Origin of the sequence: Thalassolituus sp. UBA675 (assembly GCF_002297765.1) — a bacterium.
Lineage (GTDB): Bacteria > Pseudomonadota > Gammaproteobacteria > Pseudomonadales > Oceanobacteraceae > Thalassolituus.
The window spans coordinates 34,195-57,963 of sequence record NZ_DBNJ01000009.1 but is presented as its reverse complement, the minus strand read 5'-3'; the positions used below and the strand labels follow the sequence as shown (position 1 = coordinate 57,963).

General features: G+C 51.5%; 14 protein-coding genes. 7 read left to right on the top strand and 7 right to left on the bottom strand.

Annotated features, from left to right (window positions below):
- Positions 1 to 26 precede the first annotated feature (26 nt).
- The 3 genes from B3007_RS04160 to B3007_RS04150 all read right to left on the bottom strand — a co-directional run bounded on the left by B3007_RS04160 (position 27) and on the right by B3007_RS04150 (position 2,363).
- Entirely contained in the window at positions 27 to 1,055 is a 1,029-nt protein-coding gene (locus tag B3007_RS04160) for a hypothetical protein (protein ID WP_301378388.1), read from the bottom strand.
- A 69-nt stretch (positions 1,056 to 1,124) separates the two neighbouring features.
- The gene (locus B3007_RS04155; protein WP_301378387.1) at positions 1,125 to 1,754 is read right to left on the bottom strand and encodes a hypothetical protein; all 630 of its coding nucleotides are present in this window, start codon (positions 1,752 to 1,754) and stop codon (positions 1,125 to 1,127) included.
- 33 nt (positions 1,755 to 1,787) lie between these two features.
- The gene (locus B3007_RS04150; protein WP_301378385.1) at positions 1,788 to 2,363 is read right to left on the bottom strand and encodes a DKNYY domain-containing protein; all 576 of its coding nucleotides are present in this window, start codon (positions 2,361 to 2,363) and stop codon (positions 1,788 to 1,790) included.
- A 148-nt stretch (positions 2,364 to 2,511) separates the two neighbouring features.
- Between B3007_RS04150 and yegD the strand changes: the two genes are divergently transcribed.
- On the top strand, positions 2,512 to 3,870 hold the full coding sequence (gene yegD, locus B3007_RS04145; RefSeq protein ID WP_301378384.1) for a molecular chaperone: 1,359 nt from the start codon (positions 2,512 to 2,514) through the stop codon (positions 3,868 to 3,870).
- Positions 3,871 to 3,981: 111 nt separating this feature from the next.
- Entirely contained in the window at positions 3,982 to 4,230 is a 249-nt protein-coding gene (locus B3007_RS04140; RefSeq protein ID WP_068438244.1) for a hypothetical protein, read from the top strand.
- On the opposite strand, the gene B3007_RS04135 is transcribed toward B3007_RS04140, so the two are convergent.
- Positions 4,196 to 5,485 carry a DUF2254 domain-containing protein gene (locus B3007_RS04135; protein ID WP_301378382.1) on the bottom strand — a complete coding sequence of 430 codons (1,290 nt, stop codon included), beginning with the start codon at positions 5,483 to 5,485 and terminating at the stop codon, positions 4,196 to 4,198. The two genes, B3007_RS04140 and B3007_RS04135, sit on opposite strands and share 35 nt — an antisense overlap.
- A 78-nt stretch (positions 5,486 to 5,563) precedes the next feature.
- Complete coding sequence (locus B3007_RS04130) at positions 5,564 to 6,484, bottom strand: LysR family transcriptional regulator (protein WP_068443597.1); 921 nt, start codon at positions 6,482 to 6,484, stop codon at positions 5,564 to 5,566.
- A gap of 182 nt (positions 6,485 to 6,666) precedes the next feature.
- Between B3007_RS04130 and B3007_RS04125 the strand changes: the two genes are divergently transcribed.
- Positions 6,667 to 7,245, top strand: a complete 579-nt coding sequence (locus B3007_RS04125) for an FMN-dependent NADH-azoreductase (protein WP_301378380.1) — start codon at positions 6,667 to 6,669, stop codon at positions 7,243 to 7,245.
- Between the two features lie 64 nt (positions 7,246 to 7,309).
- On the opposite strand, the gene B3007_RS04120 is transcribed toward B3007_RS04125, so the two are convergent.
- Positions 7,310 to 7,561, bottom strand: coding sequence for a GlsB/YeaQ/YmgE family stress response membrane protein (locus B3007_RS04120; protein WP_301378379.1), 252 nt, complete (start codon positions 7,559 to 7,561; stop codon positions 7,310 to 7,312).
- A 226-nt stretch (positions 7,562 to 7,787) separates the two neighbouring features.
- On the opposite strand from B3007_RS04120, the gene B3007_RS04115 reads away from it, so the two are divergent.
- From B3007_RS04115 to B3007_RS04105, 3 genes are all read left to right on the top strand, one after another.
- Positions 7,788 to 8,003 (top strand): hypothetical protein, encoded by a 216-nt coding sequence (locus tag B3007_RS04115; protein WP_301378378.1) that lies wholly within the window; start codon positions 7,788 to 7,790, stop codon positions 8,001 to 8,003.
- A gap of 125 nt (positions 8,004 to 8,128) precedes the next feature.
- A complete protein-coding gene (locus B3007_RS04110) occupies positions 8,129 to 9,436 on the top strand; it encodes a hypothetical protein (protein WP_301378376.1) in 1,308 nt (435 codons plus the stop codon).
- Positions 9,437 to 9,446: 10 nt separating this feature from the next.
- The gene (locus tag B3007_RS04105; protein WP_301392214.1) at positions 9,447 to 10,649 is read left to right on the top strand and encodes a FecR domain-containing protein; all 1,203 of its coding nucleotides are present in this window, start codon (positions 9,447 to 9,449) and stop codon (positions 10,647 to 10,649) included.
- Positions 10,650 to 10,714: 65 nt separating this feature from the next.
- Here B3007_RS04105 and B3007_RS04100 read toward each other — a convergent pair whose 3' ends face one another.
- Positions 10,715 to 21,898 (bottom strand): tandem-95 repeat protein, encoded by an 11,184-nt coding sequence (locus B3007_RS04100; RefSeq protein WP_301378373.1) that lies wholly within the window; start codon positions 21,896 to 21,898, stop codon positions 10,715 to 10,717.
- 481 nt (positions 21,899 to 22,379) lie between these two features.
- On the opposite strand from B3007_RS04100, the gene B3007_RS04095 reads away from it, so the two are divergent.
- Positions 22,380 to 23,651: a nitrate regulatory protein gene (locus tag B3007_RS04095; RefSeq protein WP_068435939.1), complete on the top strand. Its 1,272-nt coding sequence runs from the start codon at positions 22,380 to 22,382 to the stop codon at positions 23,649 to 23,651.
- The last annotated feature ends 118 nt before the right edge of the window (positions 23,652 to 23,769 follow it).

Below are 23,769 nucleotides of genomic sequence, written 5' to 3'. Positions count from 1 at the left end.
CAGCCTGTTTAAGGCTGGTTGCTCCTCTACTTCATAGGAAGATAGTTGGAGACGCTATCAGGTAATGGCTTCAGCAGCGAAGTTCGAGCTCTGTCCCAATAGGCGGTAAGCAGGACCATACTGCAGCCTACAATCAACCCTGTCAGGCCGAGTTGCTGCCCCAATGTTCCAAAACTATCGAACAGAGCATTCATTGCATAAAGAACATAGGCAAGAGAGGAGACCATAAGAGCTCGGCGATCAATCAGCAGAGAGATCAGTGTAATTACCCCGAATACACCGAGAATTACTCCTGCAACCGAGGCACTAACATCCCCGTCCATGACCCCAATGATCTTGAACAAAGGATGCATTAGTAATGGAGCAGCCAGAAGGTGCAGCCAGAACGCCACATCCGAACGACGCGTTACCCGGCGAGTATCGGAAATATCCCATCCCATGGCGAAGATAAATACCACACCACCAGCCACCATCATCATCGGGTACAGGAAGGTACTAAGTTGTGGGAACGACGTAAACAGTATGGCGAGTACCGTAGCAGCCACGGCAGCAGTAATGAGTGCAATGGTAACCGGAACCCGAAAACGTAACCAATGTGCAAGCGCAGCAATAAGAGAAAACAGCGGAATTACAAATCCACTTTCCTTAACAAGGTCATTTATCGGCAAATCTCTGATGTCTGCCGCGCTTAAATATAGGAACGCCATGACTGCCGTCGCGCTGGGAATAAAAGCAAGCAGAAGTACGATAGAAGGCAATGCCATTCTACGAATACGAATGTAATACTCCGCCAGCCCCCAAGCGGCACAGGCCGTAACAGCAAAACCAATCAGATCGCCAAACATCGAATTGAAAAAAGAAAACGATGAAAGCAGTACGACCACAGAGATCACGACCACGAAAATATCGTTAAAGCCACTGACTAAGCGGAAGTTCTCCTCATCTACAATGGGGCTGGCGTGTTGTTGCTCATAGTCCTTGCGGAAGCGCTCTACGGAGTCGCGCGTGAATATGCCTTTAGTGACGGCATTTTCTAAATCTGAATCGGTGTACATCGGATATCCCTGCTATTCGTTCTTTTGTTTTTGCTTTTTCTTTTGCAATCTTACGCTAACGAAGACTACTCAGCCCGATAGATTTATCCTGGCTTGTGATTCGAAGCGCGCTTGTAACTCGGGAGTACTGTAGATGGGCTGCCGATCCAAAAAAGACCGTAATATCTGCCTTCGCTTGATGCGAAAAAGAAAGTTAGGGACATAGCTGTACTCTTCTCTCACCTGCTTCTCGTATTCAGAAAACCTTGCAGGTTCACTACCTAAAATCGCAAGATCGATATCGACAAGAAGCTGCTTATCTGGCGTATCTAGCTCATCCATCGCACTGTGTTCAGTTGCCATAATGAGGTCATAAATCCGCTGGCTTTTTTCTTTGCTGACGCCTGCCTCCTCTAATGCAGTTCGTGCCCACTCTGCGCTTTTCAACTCATTGTCTTTGGCTTTAACGTCGTACACAGCATCATGAAACCAGATTGCCAGTTCAACTTCGTGTGGGTTGGCAGCCAGATGCTGAAACTCTTCAAACAATGCCAGGCATTCGCACAGGTGTTGTTCGGTGTGGTATTTGCGCTGAGGCTCATTCCAGGCAGCTATTAAGTCGTGTCTTAACGCTTCCCCATCCCCACTAGCTCCAATACCTGACCAGCAACGATTCCAGGAAAGATGTAATTCTTCTCTAGCGAATACTGATTGTTTCATTATTCTACCTATTCGACAGTGACAGCATCATATTTAGGAATCATCGGCCAGGTGACCTCTAAGGAAACTATTACTATGATCTACACCCTCTACAGGGTCGGCTAGTGCTTTAAATGAATGAGGGTCAGCCTCCTCTACCATGCCATAGAAATACCAACCCGTATTTTTATCTTTGGCATAGTAGCTATCGCCAAAAACCTCAAATGTCTGGAGATCAGCACGAGGTTCACTTTTTCCCAGTATGTATACTGAATTCTTATCTTTGGCGTAAACCTGGGACAGTATCTGAAAACTTTCCAGATCAACGGAGTCGACTACTTTTCCGTTGAAGTAAATATGTTGAAGGTCCCGAGCATATTCTGTAGTGAGAATCTGAAAAGAGGATATATCAGCCCCTTCGATTTTCTTAGCCCCCAACGAGAAGAAGTTACCCATAGAGACAAAGTACAGCTGATTTTCTTTCGTATAGTACTGATCACTTACCGCCTTATCGACTGCGGTGTAACCATCACCATTCCATGCTTTGAAAAATGTAAAAGCAAACCAAGCAAAGACGGTAAGACCAACGGCAAGAAAAAGAGAAGATAGAATTAACAATGATTTCAGCACGACAATATGTCCCTACATTACTCACACAATCGGTTTACATCATACCCTCATGCTCGTCTTTTATCGTTAACATCATGACCAATCTGACAGCCAGCTGAAAACAATAGCCAATCTATGGTACCTTCCCGCTTTTGAAGAGAGTTGCTCCATGATCTGCGGTTTCGACTACGGCACTTCCAACTGCGCTATTGGCGTGCAACAGGATGGCGAGATACGTTTATTGCCGGTCGATGGCGAGCGTACTTTTATGCCCTCAGCCCTATATGCGATGGCCCGTGAGCTTATAACTGAGCAGGTAAGTCATGGACTGACGTCTGATCGTGAAGCTTTTATCGCATCACGCAAACCCCAGTTGCAGATGGCCCTCAGAGCTCGTAATGAACTCGACCTTCACGCGGATGATGATGTAATGTTCGTCGGTCATGCGGCGTTCAAAGAGTATTTCGCCGATCCGGAAGAAGGCTACTTCGTTAAATCCCCAAAATCCTTTTTAGGTGCCAGCGGGCTTCGCCCTGAGTTTGTGGGCTTCTTCGAAGATATCGTCACGGCCATGATGCAGACGATCAAACACCGCGCAGAAGTCTCTGCTGGCGACACTCTGACTCAAACCGTTATTGGACGCCCGGTGAATTTTCAGGGCCTGAATTCAGAGCAAAGTAACCGACAAGCATTATCTATTCTCGAAACTGCAGCACGACGTAGCGGCTTTAAAGATATCGAATTTCAGTATGAGCCGATTGCGGCTGGCTTAAGCTTTGAACGCCAGCTCAGTGAGAATAGAACCGTTCTGGTTGTTGATATTGGCGGTGGTACCAGTGACTGTGCAATGGTGCGAATGGGACCGGATCATATTCAGAAAGCAGATCGTGCTGCGGATTTTCTTGGACATACGGGCGAGCGGGTCGGCGGAAACGACCTCGATATCCGCCTGGCAACGGAGTCTCTGATGCCACTATTTGGCATGAATGCCGCGCTCAAAAGTGGCAAGCCAATGCCGACAAAAACCTTTATTGATGCGGTGTCGACTAACGATGTTTCAGCTCTGACTCGCTTCAGTAGCCTGGAAACCGGGCTATATCTCGAGCAACTTCAGCACGATTGTGCCGAACCCGAGCTGATCGGTCGCTTACTGCGACTGCGTAAAAACAAGCAGAATCAGCAATTGGTTCGCCATGCGGAAGAGGCAAAGATTTCCTTGTCCAATGCTGAAATGACATCAGTGAATCTCGAGTTCGTCGAAAAATCGCTCAGCACGGATATCAACCGAACCGAACTTGCCGAGGCAATCGAGCGTCCACTTGAAAAAATTATTGCGCTAATGAAAGAGGCTAAAGACCAGGCTGGAGTCTCACCTGATCTTATTTTCGTCACCGGCGGAAGTGCAAAGTCTCCCGTGATCACAAATGCGGTCAAAAACGTCTTTGGTGAAGTACCACTATTGGATGGTGATCACTTTGGCAGTGTAGTGTCGGGGCTGACTGAGTGGGCTCAGCGGATTTACCGCTAACTCGCGAGAGCAGTCACCGATAACGGCATCCATTTTATGGCTTTGCTAATCACCAACCTTATATGCAGAATAAGGATTACCCTGAACCCCAACTCCCGTTAAGGAAGAAGCATGAGCGACGATAAAAAAGTGGAAACTAATAACGAACGCGTTGTTGATATTATTGCCGACAAACTAGTTGTTGATCACAGCGAAGTCATTGAGACAGCGTCCATTCCCCCTGAAGAAGCCCTTGGAAATAACGCAAGCACAAATCAAAGCACCGACGTCAATGCCGAAACGCAGGAGAAAGCAGACACGGTTGGCCGTGGTACACGCAAAGCCACTAACGGCGTTTCCGTTCGCACTGAACTGCTTTAAGCTGTTCGACTTCCTCTTCGAGAGCCAGGCTTTGACTGGCTCGTTTTACTGCAAGCGCCGCATAGTGGGCCATGACATCACTATAGGCCTCGGGAGCCATATCTCCGAGAGCCGCCATAGATTTCTGAACGCGTATCTGAATTTCAATTAACCCCGCACCGTCACGGGCAACTGGCATAAATAAATCTTCGATCAGATCGGATGTTTTCAATGCGGGGACACGCACCAAAGGGAAACAGATTGACTCGTCATCGTCTTTTAATATGCGATGCTCACGCCAGATACAGAAAAGTCTGACCGCCCTTCCCAACACATCAATTGCAGTACCTGGATCATTCACTGCCGGAGACAATGCTCTACTCGCAATTTCTGAGAGAACGATTAAACCAAACCTGGGGTCCTGCTCAAACGAGCGGGTTTTTCCGGTGGTATACGCTGCTGTAACACTGTTTATCAGCTTCGTTTCCTGCTCGCTGTTTAAACTTCCTTTCTTTTGAAATTCAATACAAGCCATAGGCTTCCCGGGAAAAACAAAACTACCGGGCGGCGCCAGAACATTGATCGTTAATTCAAGCTCTTCTGCAGTTTCTTGCAAATTTGCGATATCCACGTGGCAGATATACCCGGTAGATTCGGATTTAACTATAAATCCGTCGTTGGGAGGCTCCCAGCCTTCTGGCAGACAGCGCGCTCCAAGATGTGGATTCTCTACACGAGCTTTCAAAGCATTAGCTGCCGCGACTTCAACCTGTTCAGTGGTTTCTGTCACTCGCCCAAGTACAGACAAGTGCTCAATCCAGTGAAGTATCGCTATCAGGATGATGCCAATCACAAGTAAGGTGGCAGCAAACAAAACCAGACGTCCGCCTTCACCATACACACCGGTATTGAGCGCAATGATGCCTACCAGACTGAAAAGAAATGCTCCGAGAAAAGTAGCGAGTACATTTTGTGTAATCGTGTCTTCGCGCACCAGTTGCGTTGCTCTGGGCGTGGTTCCTGTACTGGCAGCACTAAATGCAGAAACCATCACCCCCAATGAAAACGTCGTCACCGTCAGCATACTGGTTGCCAGAATACTGAGTATCTGATCAATCGTGGCGACCGAAATCTGAAACGACAGAGCGTCGGGCAGCAATCGCTCTACTGGTGCGGCGATCAATGCAGTGACTATCGCCATGATCGCAAACAGCGCCGCTCTCACCCACAATTTATGAGTGAACCTGATAAGTAACCACTGCCATTTACTGAACATTATATTTCCTTTGTCGCCTGCGCTTGGACATAAAACTACCCGTGTTTTTAACTATGACACCAACTATCCGTATAAGTATCACAACTCATCAATACATTTATCCCAGTAAGGTTCTTTGCCGAGGCGCTCAATGACATAGTCGATCAAAGCACGTACCCGCCGCGATAAATGACGAGCCCGGGGATACACAGCGTAAAGGTTCATCCCAAACCATTTATAGTCGGTCAGCACCGGAATTAGACGTCCGCTTGAGAAGGCTTCCTGCAAAGTGAATGTTGGCTGGCAACCGGCTCCCAGTCCTCGTTCAGCGGCAGCAATTAATGCTTCGCCATTATTCGATAACGTACCCGGTGAAAGACGAATCTCCCCTGTTTTTCCATCTGGTGATGTGTATGGCCAGCGTCCGGGATACCGCAGGTTGCTGTATCCAAAAACCGGTACGTCGTGAAGATCATCCGGGGTATTAAACGGCCCGTACTTTTCCACGAAATCCGGTGAGCAGTACACCATATGCCTCACCCGTGTAACCTTGCGGGCGATCAGGGTCGAATCTTCAAGGTGGCCAATGCGAAAGACAAGATCAAAGCCATCTTCAATAACGTCAACCCGACGGTCAGACAGATCGAAATTGACCGTCACCCCGGGGTGTTCACTCATGAAGTCAGCGATGATCGGTGAAAGTTGGGAAATGCCAAGGCTGAGAGGCATGGATACCGTGATATTGCCGCTCAGTAACGTGGCCGATTGCATCACCTCCTGTTCTGCATCATTCCAGTCGTCCAGTAGCTTACGGCAGCGGTCATAATACAGCTGACCGTCATCGGTCAGATGCATAGTCCGGGTGGTACGTTGCAGTAGTTGCACCCCCAGCCTTTCTTCCAGAGCCTTCATACGTCGACTGATCGCCGAGTTTGCAACACCAAGGCGTTCTGCCGCTTTTGATGCACTGTGGCACTCTACCAGTGTGACGAAGACCCGTACTTCTTCCAGTTCACTCATCTGTCGCTCTCTTCTCTGACAAGCCCCTACGATTCATCGCCCTGGATATTGCAGACCTATCAATTTTTCTACTTTTCAGAATAATATTTTCAATCATAGAGTATTTTTCCATAGTTAAGAAATGTTTATCGTATCTACCGTTGAATAGTTAAAAGCATCCTTACAAAACACAGGAGATCGGTATGACACATATTCTTCGCGTAGACAGCAGTATGAGAACGGAAGGTTCAATTAGTCGTAATCTCGCGGACAAACTGGTTGAACGACTGTCTGACGGCAGTACACAGGTTACCGAACGTGATCTGGCGAACGGCATTGAGCTTATCAATGAAAACTGGATTGGTTCGAACTTCACAGATCCAGCTGACCGCAGTGATGAGCAGAAGACATCTCTGGCAACGTCAGACGAGCTGGTTAATGAGCTGCGTGAAGCTGATACCGTCGTTATTACTGCACCCGTCTATAACTTCCATGTACCGGCTGCTCTGAAGGCCTGGATCGATATGGTTGCTCGTGCCCGGGAAACGTTCCGCTACACCGAGTCAGGCCCTGAAGGGCTTGTTACTGGCAAAAAAGTCTATGTAGTCATGACGTCAGGCGGAACAGTCTTAGGGGCTGAAAACGATTTCGTTAGTGGTTGGCTGAAATACATCCTGGCCTTCATGGGAATGACCGACGTCACTTTCATCGACAGCAGTGGCCTGATGCTGGATGAAACAAAAGCGGAGAAAGCAAAAGCTGAAATAGCAGAGGTTGCTTAAAAGCCGGTCGCATGAAAAAGCCCCGCAATGCGGGGCTTCTTCACTCTCACTGGTGTTCAAACACTCACGCTCGTTTGAGCAATCGCACCAGAAAAATCAGAATCACAGCGCCAACCGTAGCCGTGATAACAGAGCCTATGAAGCCGCCTGCAGATACACCGGCAACTGAGAAGACGTAGCCGCCGACAACCGCACCCAAAATGCCTATCACAATGTCACCTAGCAGACCGTAACCACCGCCTTTAGTAATGACACCACCAAGCCAGCCAGCAAGTGCGCCGATTAACAGAAAAACAAGTAGTGCTGAAATGTCCATGGTTATCACCTCGTAATATATCGTTGTGTTAGTACCCAAATCCGAAAAAACAGCATCACACCTCTGCGTTTTACGGCCTCCGTATAAATACGAACGGAAAAATATCTAAGAGTTCCTGCCCGTTAAAAAATGGCCTTTCAGGCAAACATGAAATTATTGTCTATACTTACAGATGAACCACGCAAGCAGGACTATGGGGTCCGGCTCACACGGAGGTAATTTTGAAATGAGCGAACAGGCGCTTAACACAGACAATGTCGACAAGATCCGGGAAGAAGTATCGAAACTTGAAGAAGAGATTCACAAAATCAGCAACAAGCTTCAGAACGATGGTTTTCTGTCCCGTGTACCCGCTGCCATGATAGAGAAAGAGCAACACAAACTTGAGAGATTTCAACAAGCCTGCTCAGACCTGAAAGCCCGACTGAAGCAAGCCGGTTGACGAAGAAAGGTCAATACTGACAGCCTGATATACTGCCAACAGGCACTTCTACATGCGCCAATGGGCATACATGGTGGCGCATATGGCGTACAATCCGTGCTCAGGATTTCTACGAGTGCAGGAACGTGCGGTACGTCATTTTACTTTCTACTTTGCTGGCCAGCTCTGCGGCTGTCGCCGACTCCTCTTCTTCGACGCCCGCCCGGCAAGGCGATTGTCAGACAGGTATCAGCTTCAGCGATATCTACAGTAAGCCCGATGATCTGGCGCTCAACTACTGTTATCTTCAACAGAAAATCGACGAGGGCGACATTAAGTCTGCTATTCCGGTCGTCGAGCGAATTCTTCTGCTTGAGCCCCATCAGAACCGCGCGAGAATCATTTATGCAAGTCTGCTCTATCACTCTGACATGATGGTAGAGGCCCGGGAAGAGTTCGAAGAGGTACGTTCCCGCCCTCTTCCTCAGAGCGATGAGTGGTTGGTTCTTGATTACCTGCGCAGAATAGATGAGCTCGATCAGCGCGCGACCCAGACTCTCTCAGTGTCAGTCACGGGGCATCACGATAACAACATCAACAACGCACCTGACGACGATACCATTCTGTTTTACGGCTACGAGTTCGACTTTCCACAAAAGAAGGTTGAGGAATACGGTACCGAGTTCAACCTCAGTTATGATCTGGACTATGCGTGGGGTGATTACCGCCAGCACGCCGCGATTGCATCACTTCAATACACTCGTGATAACTTCGCCACACAGGATTCTCTCGATTTCTCAAGTTGGTACGGCACGCTCGGAAATCGCTTTGACTTTGATGGCCTCAACCTGACCATCTCGGGTAACGCGCAACACCAGTCTCTGTATGGAGAGGGTCTGTTACGCAGTCATGGGGGGAGCATCAGCTCTTCTTACGCCTGGGATCTCAAGGATCTGAATCTCTATATAAATACCCGTCTGAGCACAGGCGTGTCGTCAGATAACTACATCGCCCCGGGCGCCAGTGGCAGCTCTGGGAAACGATATTACTCAAAAGTCGCAGGATCGCTGACCTTCGATAAGGTTCACAACCTCTACATGGCATTGGGCTATAGCACAAAAGAAGCTCGCATCGAGGCTTCCAGCTATACCAACTGGTCCACCAGCATGAGCTACCGCTGGACAGCCAGCGCCGGACAATCGATCGCCGCATTTGTCAGCCAGAGTCGAACGCGTTACTCAGGTTCATCGGAGTTTGTCACCGGCGATCCATCACTCGTGAGGCGCAGCAAACCTTTGTTCGCATCGCTCGCTGTGACACTGCCCATCGAGTTGATCGATAATATGGATCTGACCATCAGCGGTGAGCGCCAATTGAATCGCGCTGATATTTCAAACTACGAGTACCGTAATACCCGCTGGTCGGCGTCGGTCACAAAACTGTTCAGTCTTTGAGGGCCCTGTAATGACGACGAGTATCGCAATGAACAGACATGTTCAATCACGTAAGCGCCTCGGTAGCGCCTTACTGACGCTGACTGCGTTGGCTGCAGCAATTCATGCCCACGCACAGGAGGCTGGTGTGCTGGCCGGTCTGAAAGGTTCGGTGACCGTCTACCGTAACGATCAAAGCCTGACAGCAAATAGTGGTGAGCCTATCTTTCCAGGGGATCGCATTGAATCCGGCAGTGGCCAGCTGTTTCAGTTGTTGCTGAGAGACGAAAGCACATTTACCTTCGGTGAAGGCTCGGTAATTTCTCTGGATAAGTTCGAGTATGATGCGCATAAAAATAGCGGTAATTTGCAGATTACTCAGGAATCAGGACAACTGAAATTCGCCACTGGCCGTATTGCAGATGGCAGCCTGAGCGCCTTCAGAATCCTGCAACCGTCAACAGAAGTTGCGGTGCTGGGAACGATGGGCGTAACAGCCATACTCTCGCCCGACCAGGTCTCCATGCATTTTCCTGATATTCAGCTGCCGCCCGATTCTGGGCCGCTGAGCTACTCATCTCTGATGGGCCCCGGCCCCTACTCTTCAATTCCGACGGGCACCTTTGTTGTCACCGCTGAAGGACAGAGCATTACTGTAGATCAACCAGAAGGAAGCGTCATCGCTGCGGAAGGCATGCCGCCGGTTTTCTTCTTTGCACCGCCATTAACGTTTGAACGGCCACAAACCAGTGCGGAAGATGACTCGGAACAGAGTGAAAGTACGCTGAGTAACGTCACAGCAGATGACCCAGCTGATAACAGGGCTGAGAAGAACAGCAACCGCAAGGCATCGGACGAGAGCCGCCAGCAAAGTCGCCGGGAGTCTCAGCAGTACATCGACGACCTTCAGGTTCAACGTATTATTGAGCGTATGGAAACGCGTTTTGGTCTGCCAGATGAGTTTGACCCGGCCTTCACTCCGGAACAACCTGCTGCGGCGCCAACTCAGCCAGAGCCTCAACCGGAAGAACCTGTCACTGACCCTGAACCGCCGGTGACAGAACCACCAATAACAGAACCACCTATAACAGAACCACAGGAACCAGGCACGGGCTCCGGATTGCCAACGAACCCAGGGGGAGATCCACTCGATCCGATAGGCCCCGGAACGGGCCTTGATCCACTTGACCCCGGACCAGGCATGATATGCCCAGGAGACCCCGAGTGCCCATAACGATCGCCGCATAAAAAAGGCCACGCATAGCGTGGCCTTTTCGTTGTTGCTTAAACCAGCGCCGGTTAAGGCGCTGTTTCTTCAGCCGGTGGAACCAGAACCTGCAGGAACTCGAGGAAGCTATCCAACTGTCCCGATAGATTCGGGTTAGCGTTCGTGTAGCTACGCTGAGTACCGTCAACAAAGCTCAGCAACATACCATCCTGACTGTTACCCAGGTGAGCAGTCGCCACCAGCGTTTCGTCAGCATAGATGTAGCCCGTCGCACCCGACAGGTAGAGCTGCATAGCATTCGCTGTGCTGTTCTCCTGACTGATGAACACATTGCCTTCTGGCGTCAGTGTTGCGATGTAGGTGCGGTCGCCAACCGATGGGTCCTGAATCGTCGTGTTAATCGTGCCGTTATAGGCCAGATTCGCTTCAACCTCAGCGATGATCGCATCCCACTCTTCTGGTGTACGCTCAGTTACAACTACTGTTGAATCGATGAGGCTTAAAGCATACTCCTTCGCGATATCAACTACTGGCCCTAAACCACTGACAACCGCATCCGTATTACTGAGCACAGGTGGAACACCCAAGTTGTTAATCAATTTGGTTCCAGTCAGCGTACTCGTATCATCGATCTTCAGGTTAAACATCGGTCCGCTAGGGGAAGATACTGTTTCCCCCCATAGGTTTGAACGATTAAACGAAGAGACCTCAAACTCAAACACTGGTGTGCCTTTATTCAGGTCAACCAGACTCTCACGATCAAAGACGAAGAACATATCTAGCCCCGTCATACTGTACGTTCCCAAATCGGACTGGCTAGAAATACTCAGGCCTGAGCCGTAGCCTCTTACCTTCAATACAATAACTTCCAGAAGGTTCTGCAGTGCGGTATTCGTCGCCGACCCCTCATTTTGAAGTTGCGCATATTCCAGAGCGCTAAAGGTTTGGAAAGGTGCGACCACAGAATCTGGGCTCTCTGAAATGTTCAGCTCAAGACAGAAGTTATTCAGAGACATCTGTGCAGTAGAGTTCGTGATGGTACCGGTGAAACAAATAGTCAAACCTGTATCAGGATCAAAGTCTCCACCAGTCGAGCCCCCCAATAGATTACGAATATCTGGAACTACTATATTTTGGAAGCTAAATGACTGGCCTAGTGCTTGTCCCGTAATGTCGATCTTACAAGTATCACTACTACCGCTACAGTCATCACTGCCAAAAAAGCCAGTCTTGTTGTAATCAACAGTTATCCCAGAAAATTTCTCTGATGGGGTCAGGTTACAACTTTGAAAGTTATTCTTCAAAGGCACGCAGGCTGCACCTTGCAATCCAGCCGATAGAACCTCACTGAAGGCCGACAGCATGTTCGCAGTATTTTCCTGAGCCGTCGCATCAACATACAACCAACCCAGATCACGGTTCACGGTATTACCGTTCGCCAGCTCAGCGGCCTGCGCATCGTCCAGATACCCGCCAGCTACATCGATTGGTGCTAGTGCACGTGCGAAGTTCGCTGCATCGTAGCCAGTAGCCTCACCAATAGTAGTGACGTTACGACACTCTGTACGATCCAGTTCCGGATTGTCAGTAACCAGACAGATCGATGGGTCCGCCAGCTCTGGCGACCAATCGGTCACCAGGTTTCCGAAACCAGCGACCATGCTGTCGAGGCTACCGTCATTGATGAACTGCCCTACAGTCTCTGCACTGGCAACAAACGTGTCGAAGCCGGTATAGCTGATTGTAGTGATCGGTTCAGCCGTATCAGAATCAGTCAGACCCAGCGTACTGACATCCAGCTCGCCGGATTTCAGCGGCACCTGGCCACCCAACAGACCAAAGATGAGACCAATGTTCTCCGCCAGGCTATCAATCGGCAGACTGGCAACGATGGCCGTCTCCTGCAGGCTTGCAGAGAAGATTGCGTGGCGCAGAGCCTGTTCATCGCTGCTGAGTGCAAAGTTACGCTCGAAGGCATCCGTCAGGTCTGGCACACGCTGGCTGACATAGGTGTCATCAGTAAAGCCAAACAGGACGGCAAGACGCTTGTGAGCCAGCAGAACATTGTTGTCATCCAGAGCCTGCGGGAAGGCTTGCAGCCAGGTCGCAGCCATGTGTGTCATCGGAGTAACCGCTACTGGGCCAGCAAAATCAGCACCCGACACAATGGTATCCAGAATCATACCCGCAGCCGGTGTACCGCTTTCACCAAAGTTAGCAGGCGGTGATACCAGACAGCCACTCGGCGTATCACACACCATGGTGGTCTCTGCATCGGTTGTGACACGTACACGTACCGGCGCGGACTGGGTACCCAGGTTAAATCCGAAGTAACCATTGGCGTCCGTCGTGGTGGTGCCAATCACATTCCAGCTGTGCTCGCCTTCGGCATCCAGACCTGCGTACACGGCAGCTTCCACTGGCGCATTAGCCAGCACACCTTTCACTGCGCGGCCAGCAACAGCAGGCTCGGCATTGACGGTGATATCAAAGCTTTGTGTCCCAGCATCAGAGCCGTCAGTCGCATTCACAACCACGCTGTAAGTACCTGCGGATTCCGGAATCCAGCGGATTTCACCTGCGCTACTGATCACCATGCCAGTCGGAGGATTTGTCAGCGAGTAGCTTACCGCATCGTCCTCAGCGTCAGAGGCCGCTACATCGTAGGCATAGACCTGATACTCATTAGCCGTAGTCACAGGCGAAGAGGTGACAACCGGCGCATCATTCACTGCGATCACTGTCACATTGACTGTGCTGATGCCCGTTGCCGTACCGTCACTGACCTGCACTACGAAGCTGTCACTGCCGTTGAAGTCTGCTGCAGGCGCATAGCTGAATTCAGAACCGGTCTGAGTCACGATGCCTTCTACCGCTCCGGAAGAGATAGACCAGGTAAGAGGGTCGCCATCCGCATCCGATGCTGTAAAGGTCACAGAATCAGAGCTGTCTTCATTCACTTCAAGCGTCACTGATGCACCTTCGGCAATGATCGGTGCGTCGTTGACTGAATTCACAGTCACACTGACGGTAATGCTGTCAGTCAGTTCGCTGTCAGAGACCTGAACCGTGAAGGTGTCATTGCCGTAGAAGTCAGCAACAGGGACATACGTCACCAGACCATTGCTATCGACATTCACACCACCATTGCTGGCAGAGGAAGTGACGCTCCAGGTCAGTGAATCACCGTCACTGTCAGTTGCACTCAGAGACAGAGTCTGACTACCGTCTTCATCCAGTGTCATGGTGGTGGTATCGCCCTGATCAATCACAGGTGCAGCGTTCACTGCCTGCACAGTGACGTTCACCACAATACTGTCCGTCAGTTCACCATCAGTGACCTGAACAGTGAAGCTGTCAGCTCCTGAGAAGCCAGTATCCGGGGTGTAGTTCACCGTCTTACTCAGGCCAGTGCCCGACACAGTCGCAGTACCGTTGGTAGCAGCCGAACTCACTGACCAACTCAGTTCAGAGCCAGCGTGGTCGCTGTCGGTCGCATTCAGCACCAGGGTAAACGGTGTTGGTGCGCCGTCTTCTGACATGGTCACGCTGGTGCTTTCACCCTGAGTGATCACTGGTGCGTTATTCACTGCCGTCACAGTAATGGTGAAGGCCTGAGTCACGTTAGCTCCACCGTCGTTGACCAGCAGAGTCACATCCGCAGAAGTTACACCTTCAGCCGGCGTCCAGTTCAGTTCACCGGTCGCTGAGTTCACTGTCATAGACGCAGGCGCGGTACCTACGTTCCAGGTCAGAGCGTCACCTTCTACATCGGTCGCCGTTGGCAGATACGTATAGAGCTCACCTTCCGTTGCAACCACAGGTGCTATAGACGTGATCTCTGGCAGGTCGTTGACTGCATTCACCGTCACTGTCACTGCGATCGTGCTGTTCAGCGAACCGTCCGATACCTGCACAACAAAGCTGTCAGTACCATTGAAGTTCTGATTCGGCACATAGTTCACAGATTGAGTCGTACCCGTACCTGAAACCGTCGCAGAACCGTTGCTGGCTGCACCACTGATGCTCCAGTTGATCGTCGCGCTGTCGACATCGCTGGCGTTCAACGCAAAGGTCAGTGGCTGATCTTCGTTGGTGGTACGTGAAGCACTCGCGCCTTCGGCAATCACTGGCGCATCGGCAACCGGATTAACCGTTACGCTAACGACGATGCTATCCGTCAGTTCGCTATCGCTGACCTCTACTTCGAAGCTATCGCTGCCGTTAAAGTCAGCGGCTGGTTCGTAGCTGACGACGCCCGAAGCATCAACGCTCGCGCTGCCATTTTCTGACGCAGCACTGATGCGCCAGGTCAGGCTTTCGCTGTCTACGTCAGTCGCGGTCAGATTCAGTGTTGTCGAGGTGTCTTCATCTGTTGTCAGCACAGTAACGGCACCCTGATCAATTTCAGGCGCATCGTTGGTTGCGCTAACCGTAATGGTAAAGCTCTGGCTATCGCTCAGACTGCCGTCAGAAACTTCGACAGTCACATTCGCAGACTCAGCACCATTGGCTGGTGTCCAGCTCATGGTATTGCCGGATATTGTCATTCCCTCTGGCGCTTCAGTCAGACTATAAGTCAGCTCTGTGCTGTCGATATCTTCTGCGACTACCTGGTAAGTGTACTCACTGCCTTCGGTTGCAGAGGTAACTGCTGAAGACGTAATCGCAGGAGCATCGTTAACCGGAGTTACGACAATAGTGAAGCTTTGTGTCGCTTCTGCCGTAGCGTCAGCCACAGTCACGGTCACGTTCGATGTCTCAACACCGTTTTCTGGTGTCCAGTTGATGGTGCTTCCAGAGATCACCATGCCTTCTGGTGCTTCTGTCAGGCTGAAGGTCAGCGCATCGCCATCGACGTCGTTAGCAGCTACTGTGTACTGATAGGCCTCGCCTTCTGTCGCTGTTGTTACTTCGGTTGAAGTGATAACTGGCGCGTCGTTGGCGGCCACTACCGTCACATTGACGATGATGCTATCGGTATCTGTGCCATCGTCGATCGCAACAACAAAGCTATCGGTGCCATTGAAGTCAGCTGCTGGTGTGTAATTCACGGTCTGGCTGGTACCAGTACCTGACACAACCGCAGTGCCATCGCTGGCTTGAGACCCAATACTCCAGTTGATGGTGTCACCCTCAACATCAGTAGCATTCAGAGTAACGCTGCCCATGTTGTCTTCGTCGGTGCTCAGAGAAGCCGTCTCACCTTCGGTGATTTCAGGCGCATCGTTGACTGCTGATACGACAACGTTAACAACACGGGTGTCGTTCAGATCGCCGTCAGATACGGTGACAGTGAAACTGTCGCTGCCATTGAAGTTGGCGGCAGGATCATAGGTCACCAGACCAGCGCTGTTCACAGAGGCGGTACCATTCGCCGCAACACCTGTGATGCTCCAGTTCAGAGACGTACCTTCTGGGTCGGATGCGCTAAGAGTCACACTGCCTTGAGTGTCTTCGGACGTGGAAATCGACGCAGAAGCCTGATCGATCACAGGCGCGTCGTTTTCTGCAGTCACCGTGACATTCACCTGAACAGTCACAGTATCGGTGCCATCGGTCACGGCCACGGTAAAGCTGTCAGAACCGTTGTATCCGGCAGCTGGCGTGTAACTGACAACACCCGCAGATACAGCCGCTGAACCACTTGCAGCAGGCGCAGCTATCGACCAGCTCAGGCTATCACCATCAACATCAGTCGCGTTCAGCGTCAGGCTCTTCTGGGTATCTTCAGCCGTTGTGATTGAGACTGCATCACCTTCAGCAACGACAGGCGCATCATTCACCGGACTTACCGATACGTTGATCAGAATAGAATCGGTCAGCTCGCTGTCGCTTACCTGCACAGTGAAAGTATCTGACCCGTTGAAATCGGCCGCTGGTACATAAGTTACCAGGCCAGCGCTATCGACTGACGCTTCGCCATTAGCTGCACCAGAAGTAACGCTCCAGCTCAAGCTGTCGCCGTCAATGTCTGTGGCCGTCAGTGCCAGTGTCTGGCTCGCGTCTTCATCGGTTGTCAGCGCCGTGGAATCCCCCTGATCTATCGCAGGTGCGTCGTTGACGGCAGATACAGAGACAGTAAATGTCTGACTATCGCTCAGCTCACCATCAGAGACTTCAACAGTCACTGACGCAGACTCCACACCGTTCGCAGGCGTCCAGCTGATCGCTCCTGTTTCATCATCAATGCTCATGCCTTCTGGCGCAGAAGTCAGGCTGAAAGTCAGATCAGAGCTGTCGATATCGCTTGCGGTCACGGTGTAGCTGTACAGTTCACCTTCTGTCGCTGTGGTCACGGCCACTGACGTAATATCCGGGGCATTGTTCACCGCAGTCACAGTGATCGTGAAGCTCTGGTTCGTATCCGTAATACCATCGTTAACACGCACGGTCACGTTCGCAGATTCAACACCGTTGGCTGGCGTCCAGGTCATTTCACCCGTTGTACTGTTGATCGACATACCCACCGGTTTCACGGGCAGACTGAAGTTCAGGGTATCGCCATCCACGTCAGTAGCAGCAGCTTGATAGCTATACAACTGCCCCTCTGTCGCGCTGGTAACCGGCGTCGAGGTGAATACAGCGGCATCGTTCACTGCGTTAACCGTCACGTTCACCTGAATCGAATCAGCTTCAACACCGTCTGATACTTCGACAGTGAAGCTGTCGCTGCCGTTAAAGTCCGCATCTGGCGTGTAGCTGACAGAGCCCGCAGCAACGGTAGCGGTACCATTGGTTGCCACACTGCTGATGCTCCAGGTCAGTGTTTCAGAGTCGATGTCAGTCGCTGTCAGAGTTAGCTGCTGAACCATATCTTCATCAGTAGTCAGAGATGCAGACTCACCCTGATCAATAACAGGTGCATCGTTCACCGGAGATACGGTGATGGTCCAGCTCTGGCTGTCTGGAAGCGCACCACTTTCACCGCCGTCGCGTACCTGCACTTCGACATTCGCAGATTCAACACCGTTTGCTGGCGTCCAGGTCACCAGGCCCATGTTCGATACCGACATACCTTCAGGAACCAATACAGGGGTAAAGATCAGATCGGTGCCGTTATTGGCGTCGTCCGGATCATTCACCTGAATCGAGTACTGGTATTCCACCCCTTCAGTCGCTGTCGTTGGCGCTTCGGAGGTAATCACAGGGGCGTCGTTCACGCTGCCGACGGTGATGGTCCAGTTCTGAACCGCCGCAGACGCTCCGTCTTCACCACCATCCGCTACGCTCAGTGACACCGAGGTTGAGGTCACGCCGTTATCTGGCGTCCAGGTCACCAGACCGGTGCCAGATACAGTCAGGCCCGCATCAATCGACCCCTGATCCAGAGTGAAGGTCAGATCCGTACCGTTATTGGCATCATCCGGGTCAGTGATAACGGCCTGGTAGCTGTATTCACTGCCTTCCACCGCCGACGTAGACGCGGCATTAGCAAATACTGGCGCGTCATTCACCGCGGTTACGGTCACGCTGACCTCAATGCTGTCGCTCAACTCACCATCAGACACCTGAACGGTGAAGCTGTCGCTGCCATTAAAGTTTTCATTCGGGGTGTAGGTGACGTTGCCATCGGACACAGCCGCCGAACCATGGCTTGCGGCAAGTGAAACGGTCCAGCTCAGGCTGGCGCTATCAATATCGGTAGCCGTCAGAGCAGTCGTGCCCTGAGTGTCTTCTGACGTCGAAACAGAGGCCGTTTCCTGATCAATCACAGGCGCATCGTTCACCGCAGTCACTTCGACATTTACAACGAAGCTGACTGGTGCCGTGCCATCAAAGACCTGAACAGTGAAGCTGTCATTGCCATTGAAACCGGCATTCGGGGTGTAGCTGACATTGCCAGCCGTTACACTTGCCGAGCCATCAGAAGCAGCAGTACTGATCGACCAGCTCAGGCTATCGCCATCGACATCAGACGCGCTCAGAGTCACGCCCGTTGCGGTATTTTCTGAGGTGGTCAGCGCCGTTCCCGTACCTTGTGCGATAACTGGCAGATCATTCACCGCGCTCACAGTCACGTTTACCAAAATGGTATCGGTCAGAGAACCGTCAGACACCTGAACGGTAAAGCTGTCGTTGCCATTGAAGTTTGCGTTTGGCGTATAAGTGACATTGCCACCCACGACCGCAGCACTGCCGTTACTCGCCGGGCTGGATACTGACCAGCTCAGGCTGTCACCGTTAGCGTCGGTGGCGGTAAGAGTAGTACTGCCCTGAGTATCTTCATCAGTGGTCAGCGTGTCTGTTTCGCCCTGACCGATAACCGGCGCTTCGTTGTCTGGCTCAGACACAGTAATCACGAAGGCCTGGGCCACAGAATCACTGTTGCCATCGTTGGCGACCAGACGCACAGTGCCGCTGCTACCTGCTTCGGCTGGTGTCCAGCTGATCGCACCGGTTGTTGCATTGATCGTCATGCCGGCTGGCTTCTGAGTCAGACTCCAGGTCAGGGAGTCGTTTTCGGCATCGGTGGCGCTTGGCGTATAGGTGTATTCCTCACCCAATATGACAGACGTTGGAGCCACCGAGGTAATCACTGGGGCATCGTTTACATCGGTCACTGCAATCGTGAACGACTGAGTGACACTGCCACTGCCACTGCCATCAGACACAGCCACAATCACGTTGGCGGTGCTGATGCCGTCTGCTGGCGTCCAGGTAATCAAGCCAGACTCGGAAATCTGCATACCCGCAGGTGCAGTCGCGAGGCTGTAAGCCAGCGTCGGACCATCGACATCATCGGCGTCAACCGCGTAGCGATACTCAACACCCTCCGTAGCTGAAGTCGGTGCTGTACTGAGGATAACCGGAGCATCATTGACTGCGGCAACGGTCACACTGACCGCCATAGTGACGTTTTCGCCACCATCGTTAACAGCAACAACAAAAGAATCCGAACCAAAGAAATCACCCGCTGGCTGGTAGGTCACGTTGCCATCTGCAACTGCAGCAACACCGTTACCCGCCTGCTCGGTCACACTCCAGACCAGAACATCGTTTTCAACATCCGATGCACTCAGGTTGACTGCACCCTGCACATCTTCATCTGTGCTGATTTGAGCATTCATCTCATCAAACACAGGCAAGTCGTTCACTGAGTTCACAGTGACATCGACTACGACGTTATCCGTCAACCCACCATCAGATACTTCGACGGTGAAAGAGTCGCTGCCGTTGAAATTCGCAGCCGGCGTATAGGTAATGTTGCCATCAGATGCGACAGCGGTACCGTTCGTGGCCTGAGCACTCACGCTCCAGATAAGAGGGTCACCATCTGAATCTGTTGCTGTCAGCAGAGTCGAGCCATCGGTATCTTCGTCGGTGGTGATGGAAGCGGTTTCCTGATCAATGACAGGTGCATCCGCAACATCGGCAACGGTTACCGTTACGGTAATGGTATCGCTGTCAGTGCCATCAGACGCTTCTACGACAAAAGAATCAGTGCCGCTGAAGTCAGTATCCGGAGTGTAGGTAATTTCGCCATTTACAACGGCAGCTGCGCCGTTTTCGGCCCCCGTCGAAACGGTCCAGTTCAGACTATCGCCTTCAACATCACTGGCGGTCAGCGTTGCCGAGCCTGCCACATCTTCTGAGGTTTCAATCACAGCCACACTCTGATCAATGACCGGAGCATCGTTCACAGACGCAACCGTAACATCGACAACCACAGAGTCAGGGAGACTTCCATCAGAAACGACTACTGTGAACGAGTCAGTGCCATTGAAGTTCGGAAGTGGTGTGTAGGTCACGGCACCATTGATAACGATCGCAGCACCGTTTGATGGCTGCTCTGAAATGCTCCAGGCAAGAGCGTCACCTTCTGCATCTGCAGCAGTCAGAGTTGCAAAACCCTCTGCATCTTCGGTGGTCGTAATCGCAGGTTCAGACTGATTAATCGTCGGCGCAGTGTTGTTATCGCGGACTTCAACCGTCCATGAAACAGTATCTTCGGCCGGGCCGTCTTCCTGTCCATCAACAACGGTAACAGTGACAGAGAAACTACCTTCGACGTCTGGAGTCCACTCGATAAAGCCTGTCGGCGAAATGGTCATGCCTTCAGGGCCTTCGAGACTGAAGGTTAAGCCAGAGCCGTCGTTGTTATCATCCGGGTCGGTCACACTGACCTGATATTCATAAGTACCGCCCAGCACAGCAACAGCGGCGGGCGTACCGTTAATAACCGGGGCGTCGTTCACAGGAGTAACAGTGATTGAGTAAGACTGCTGTACGGGTTCAGCATCGTTCTCTCCACCATCTTCAACCTGAACAACAACATTCACATCGTAAGGTGATGAACCATTTTCGGTCGGAGTCCACTGGACAAGACCTGTCGAAGAAACGGTCATGTCGTCGGGACCGTCGATCAGCGTGTACTCGAGATCATCAGGAATGTCGTTACCCTGCGCATCCAGACCAGCGACGTCTTCCGCAACGAGCTGATATTCGTAGGCAAGGTCTTCAGTCGCTGAAAGCACAGGCGAAGACACAATTTCAGGAGGCGTATTTGCATCGACAACTTTCAGATACCAGCTCTGACGAGGCGGTGTAGCAAGGAGCACATCTCCCCAGTCTTCCTCGCCATCTGTGACGGTTACCCGAATATTCAGACCGACGGTACGAAGCGCATAAGAGGCATCCACCGGGACGGTCCAGGTCAGAAGGCCAGTCGATGAAATCGAAATCCCATACTCTTCTGGAGTCTGACTAGAGATGAAAGGCAGATCGACCGAATAACTGAGGTTCTCTCCATCATTCGCATCATCCGGGTCGTTAACCACCAGCTGATACTGAAATTGAGACCCTGCGACAGCCGTCGCGGGAGCTACCGAAGTAATTTCAGGCTTATCGTTAACGGGCGTAACGCTGAGCTCGAACGTCTGCTGAGCATCGGCCGTATTCGTGCCATCGTTGTATACAACTCGCACAGTCACCTGAACCTCGGTGCCGTCCTCATCATCAGGCGTCCACTGCACCAGGCCATCTTCTGAGATGGTCATAGAATCAGGGCCACTGACAAGGCTGTAGGTCAGGAAGTCGCTGTCAGCCAGACTGGTTTCAATCTGGTATTCCCAGCGCTCTTCCTCTACCGGGTTCCCCTCGGGCGTCGACGAGAAATCAAGCGCAACGGGCGCCTGACCACCACCATCAACCGGATCCGGGACTCGTGGATCATCGCCATCTGAGCCACCTGATGAACAAGCAGCAAGGCCTGCAACCAGGGGCACCAATAGTGCTGTGCGGAAGTTATTCAAGGTTCACTCCTCTGGGTCCATGCGCGAGCATTGACGTGCGAGAACAAGTGACTGGAGCTGATCGGGGTTTGGAGTACGAGCCCGGCAAACAAAAGCCACTGTTTTTCTTATTATTTTCTTACTTGTCCGCGGGGTCTAAAACGGCCACACGGAGTAAGACCCGTATTGGGTAGATGGTATTAGATCGTCTTTCCAATAACCATCTGACAAATGTATCAATACATGCCACCCACTCCTTTTGTGACGAGCGCACGTCAGTAGATATTCCCTAACTGCTTGATTCAACAACTTTTCTTTAGCATTACTTTATGGAGTAAAGTGTAAGTAAGGATAACCGCAATGGCGGGCGATGTAGCATAACTGACAACACTCTCATCAGGCCAAGACTGGTCAACTTGTCATCTTTTCGGCCACAGGATAATTCAACTTCCCCCCTCTGAAGCGTATCATCCCCACAAACTATCAGGATTCATTCAGATTCATGCCTCAACTGACCACCTCCGAAGACTTTCTGCTCGCCGCCAAACACGCTGAAATTGCAGCGCTTCAACAACTGCAGGTGAATTGCCGCCTGGTGGGTCGGGTAACGGAACTCATTCACGAACTTCAGCGTGAACGTGGTCTGTCCAACATTTATCTTGTGTCCGACGGACAGCGCTACGCGCAGCAGCGAGCCGATGAACTCGAAGTCACCGGCATTGCCCAGAAGCAGTTCCGGCAGACGCTTACGGAACTCAGTGAAAGCGACTCTCTCTCCCACTCAACCCGACTATTGAGTAGTCTGGCGTTTGTTATTCAATGCCTTGAAGGAATAGACGCACTGCGAGCACAGGTAACCGCGCGCAAAGTGTCGGCCACTGAGAACACCGCACTTTACAGCCGCTTGATTACTGGGCTGCTGACGGTGATATTTGAAGCGGCTGATATCGCCGATGACCCGGAGATCACGCGCGCGCTGGTTGCGCTCTTTAACTTTGTTCAAGGTAAAGAATATGCGGGCCAGGAACGTGCGATGGGATTAATCGGCTTCACCAGTGGGAGCTTCAGCAATGCCCTTCAAGATAAAGTGCACGAGCTACTCGATGCGCAGGAACGCTGCTTCGGTATTTTCACCGAATTCTCTGCCAGTGTTCCTAAAGCGCGCTGGCATCAACTTGAGAGCTGTGAGGCAACGGCTGAACTGGAACGTCTGCGTAAGATGATTGAGCGCTATCGTGCTGATGATGCCTTGCCGACCTCCATCAGTGAAGTCTGGTATGAGGTAGCGACACGCCGTATTGATGAAATGCAGAGCATCGAACTCGATATGACCGGCGACCTGATGAAACTCTGTGAAACCAAAATTAATTCTGCCGAAGAAGACCTGAGGCTCCACCGGGAACACCTGAAGGATCTGGCAGAAGTCAGTGAGCCACCCGAGTCTCCATTAGGCTTGCTGCCTGAATCGACGTTAAATTCGGATAGCAACCTGACACCCGGTGTTAACGTGAAACTGGCGCGTTCTATATCCGACCTTGTTCAGGGACAGGCGGAGCGCTTACAACGCATCAGCAGCGAACTTGCTGAAGCTCGCCAAGCACTCGATGAACGTAAGCTGATTGATAAGGCGAAAGGCTTGCTGATCCAGTCGAAAGGGATCACGGAAGAGGAAGCCTATCGCCACCTTCGTCAGGCAGCGATGGACAGCAATAAGCGTATCGTTGAAGTGGCCATGAACGTGATCAGTGTCGCGGGCATGTTAACGTCGAAATAGATTCACACTATAGCAACCAGCTCCCTTTTCCGGACCGATAAATCAGAGCCGTCTATCAGTGAAAATAACGCACGCATACGAGATACCCGCAATTAAAGGCCTAGCTCACGCGGCCTGA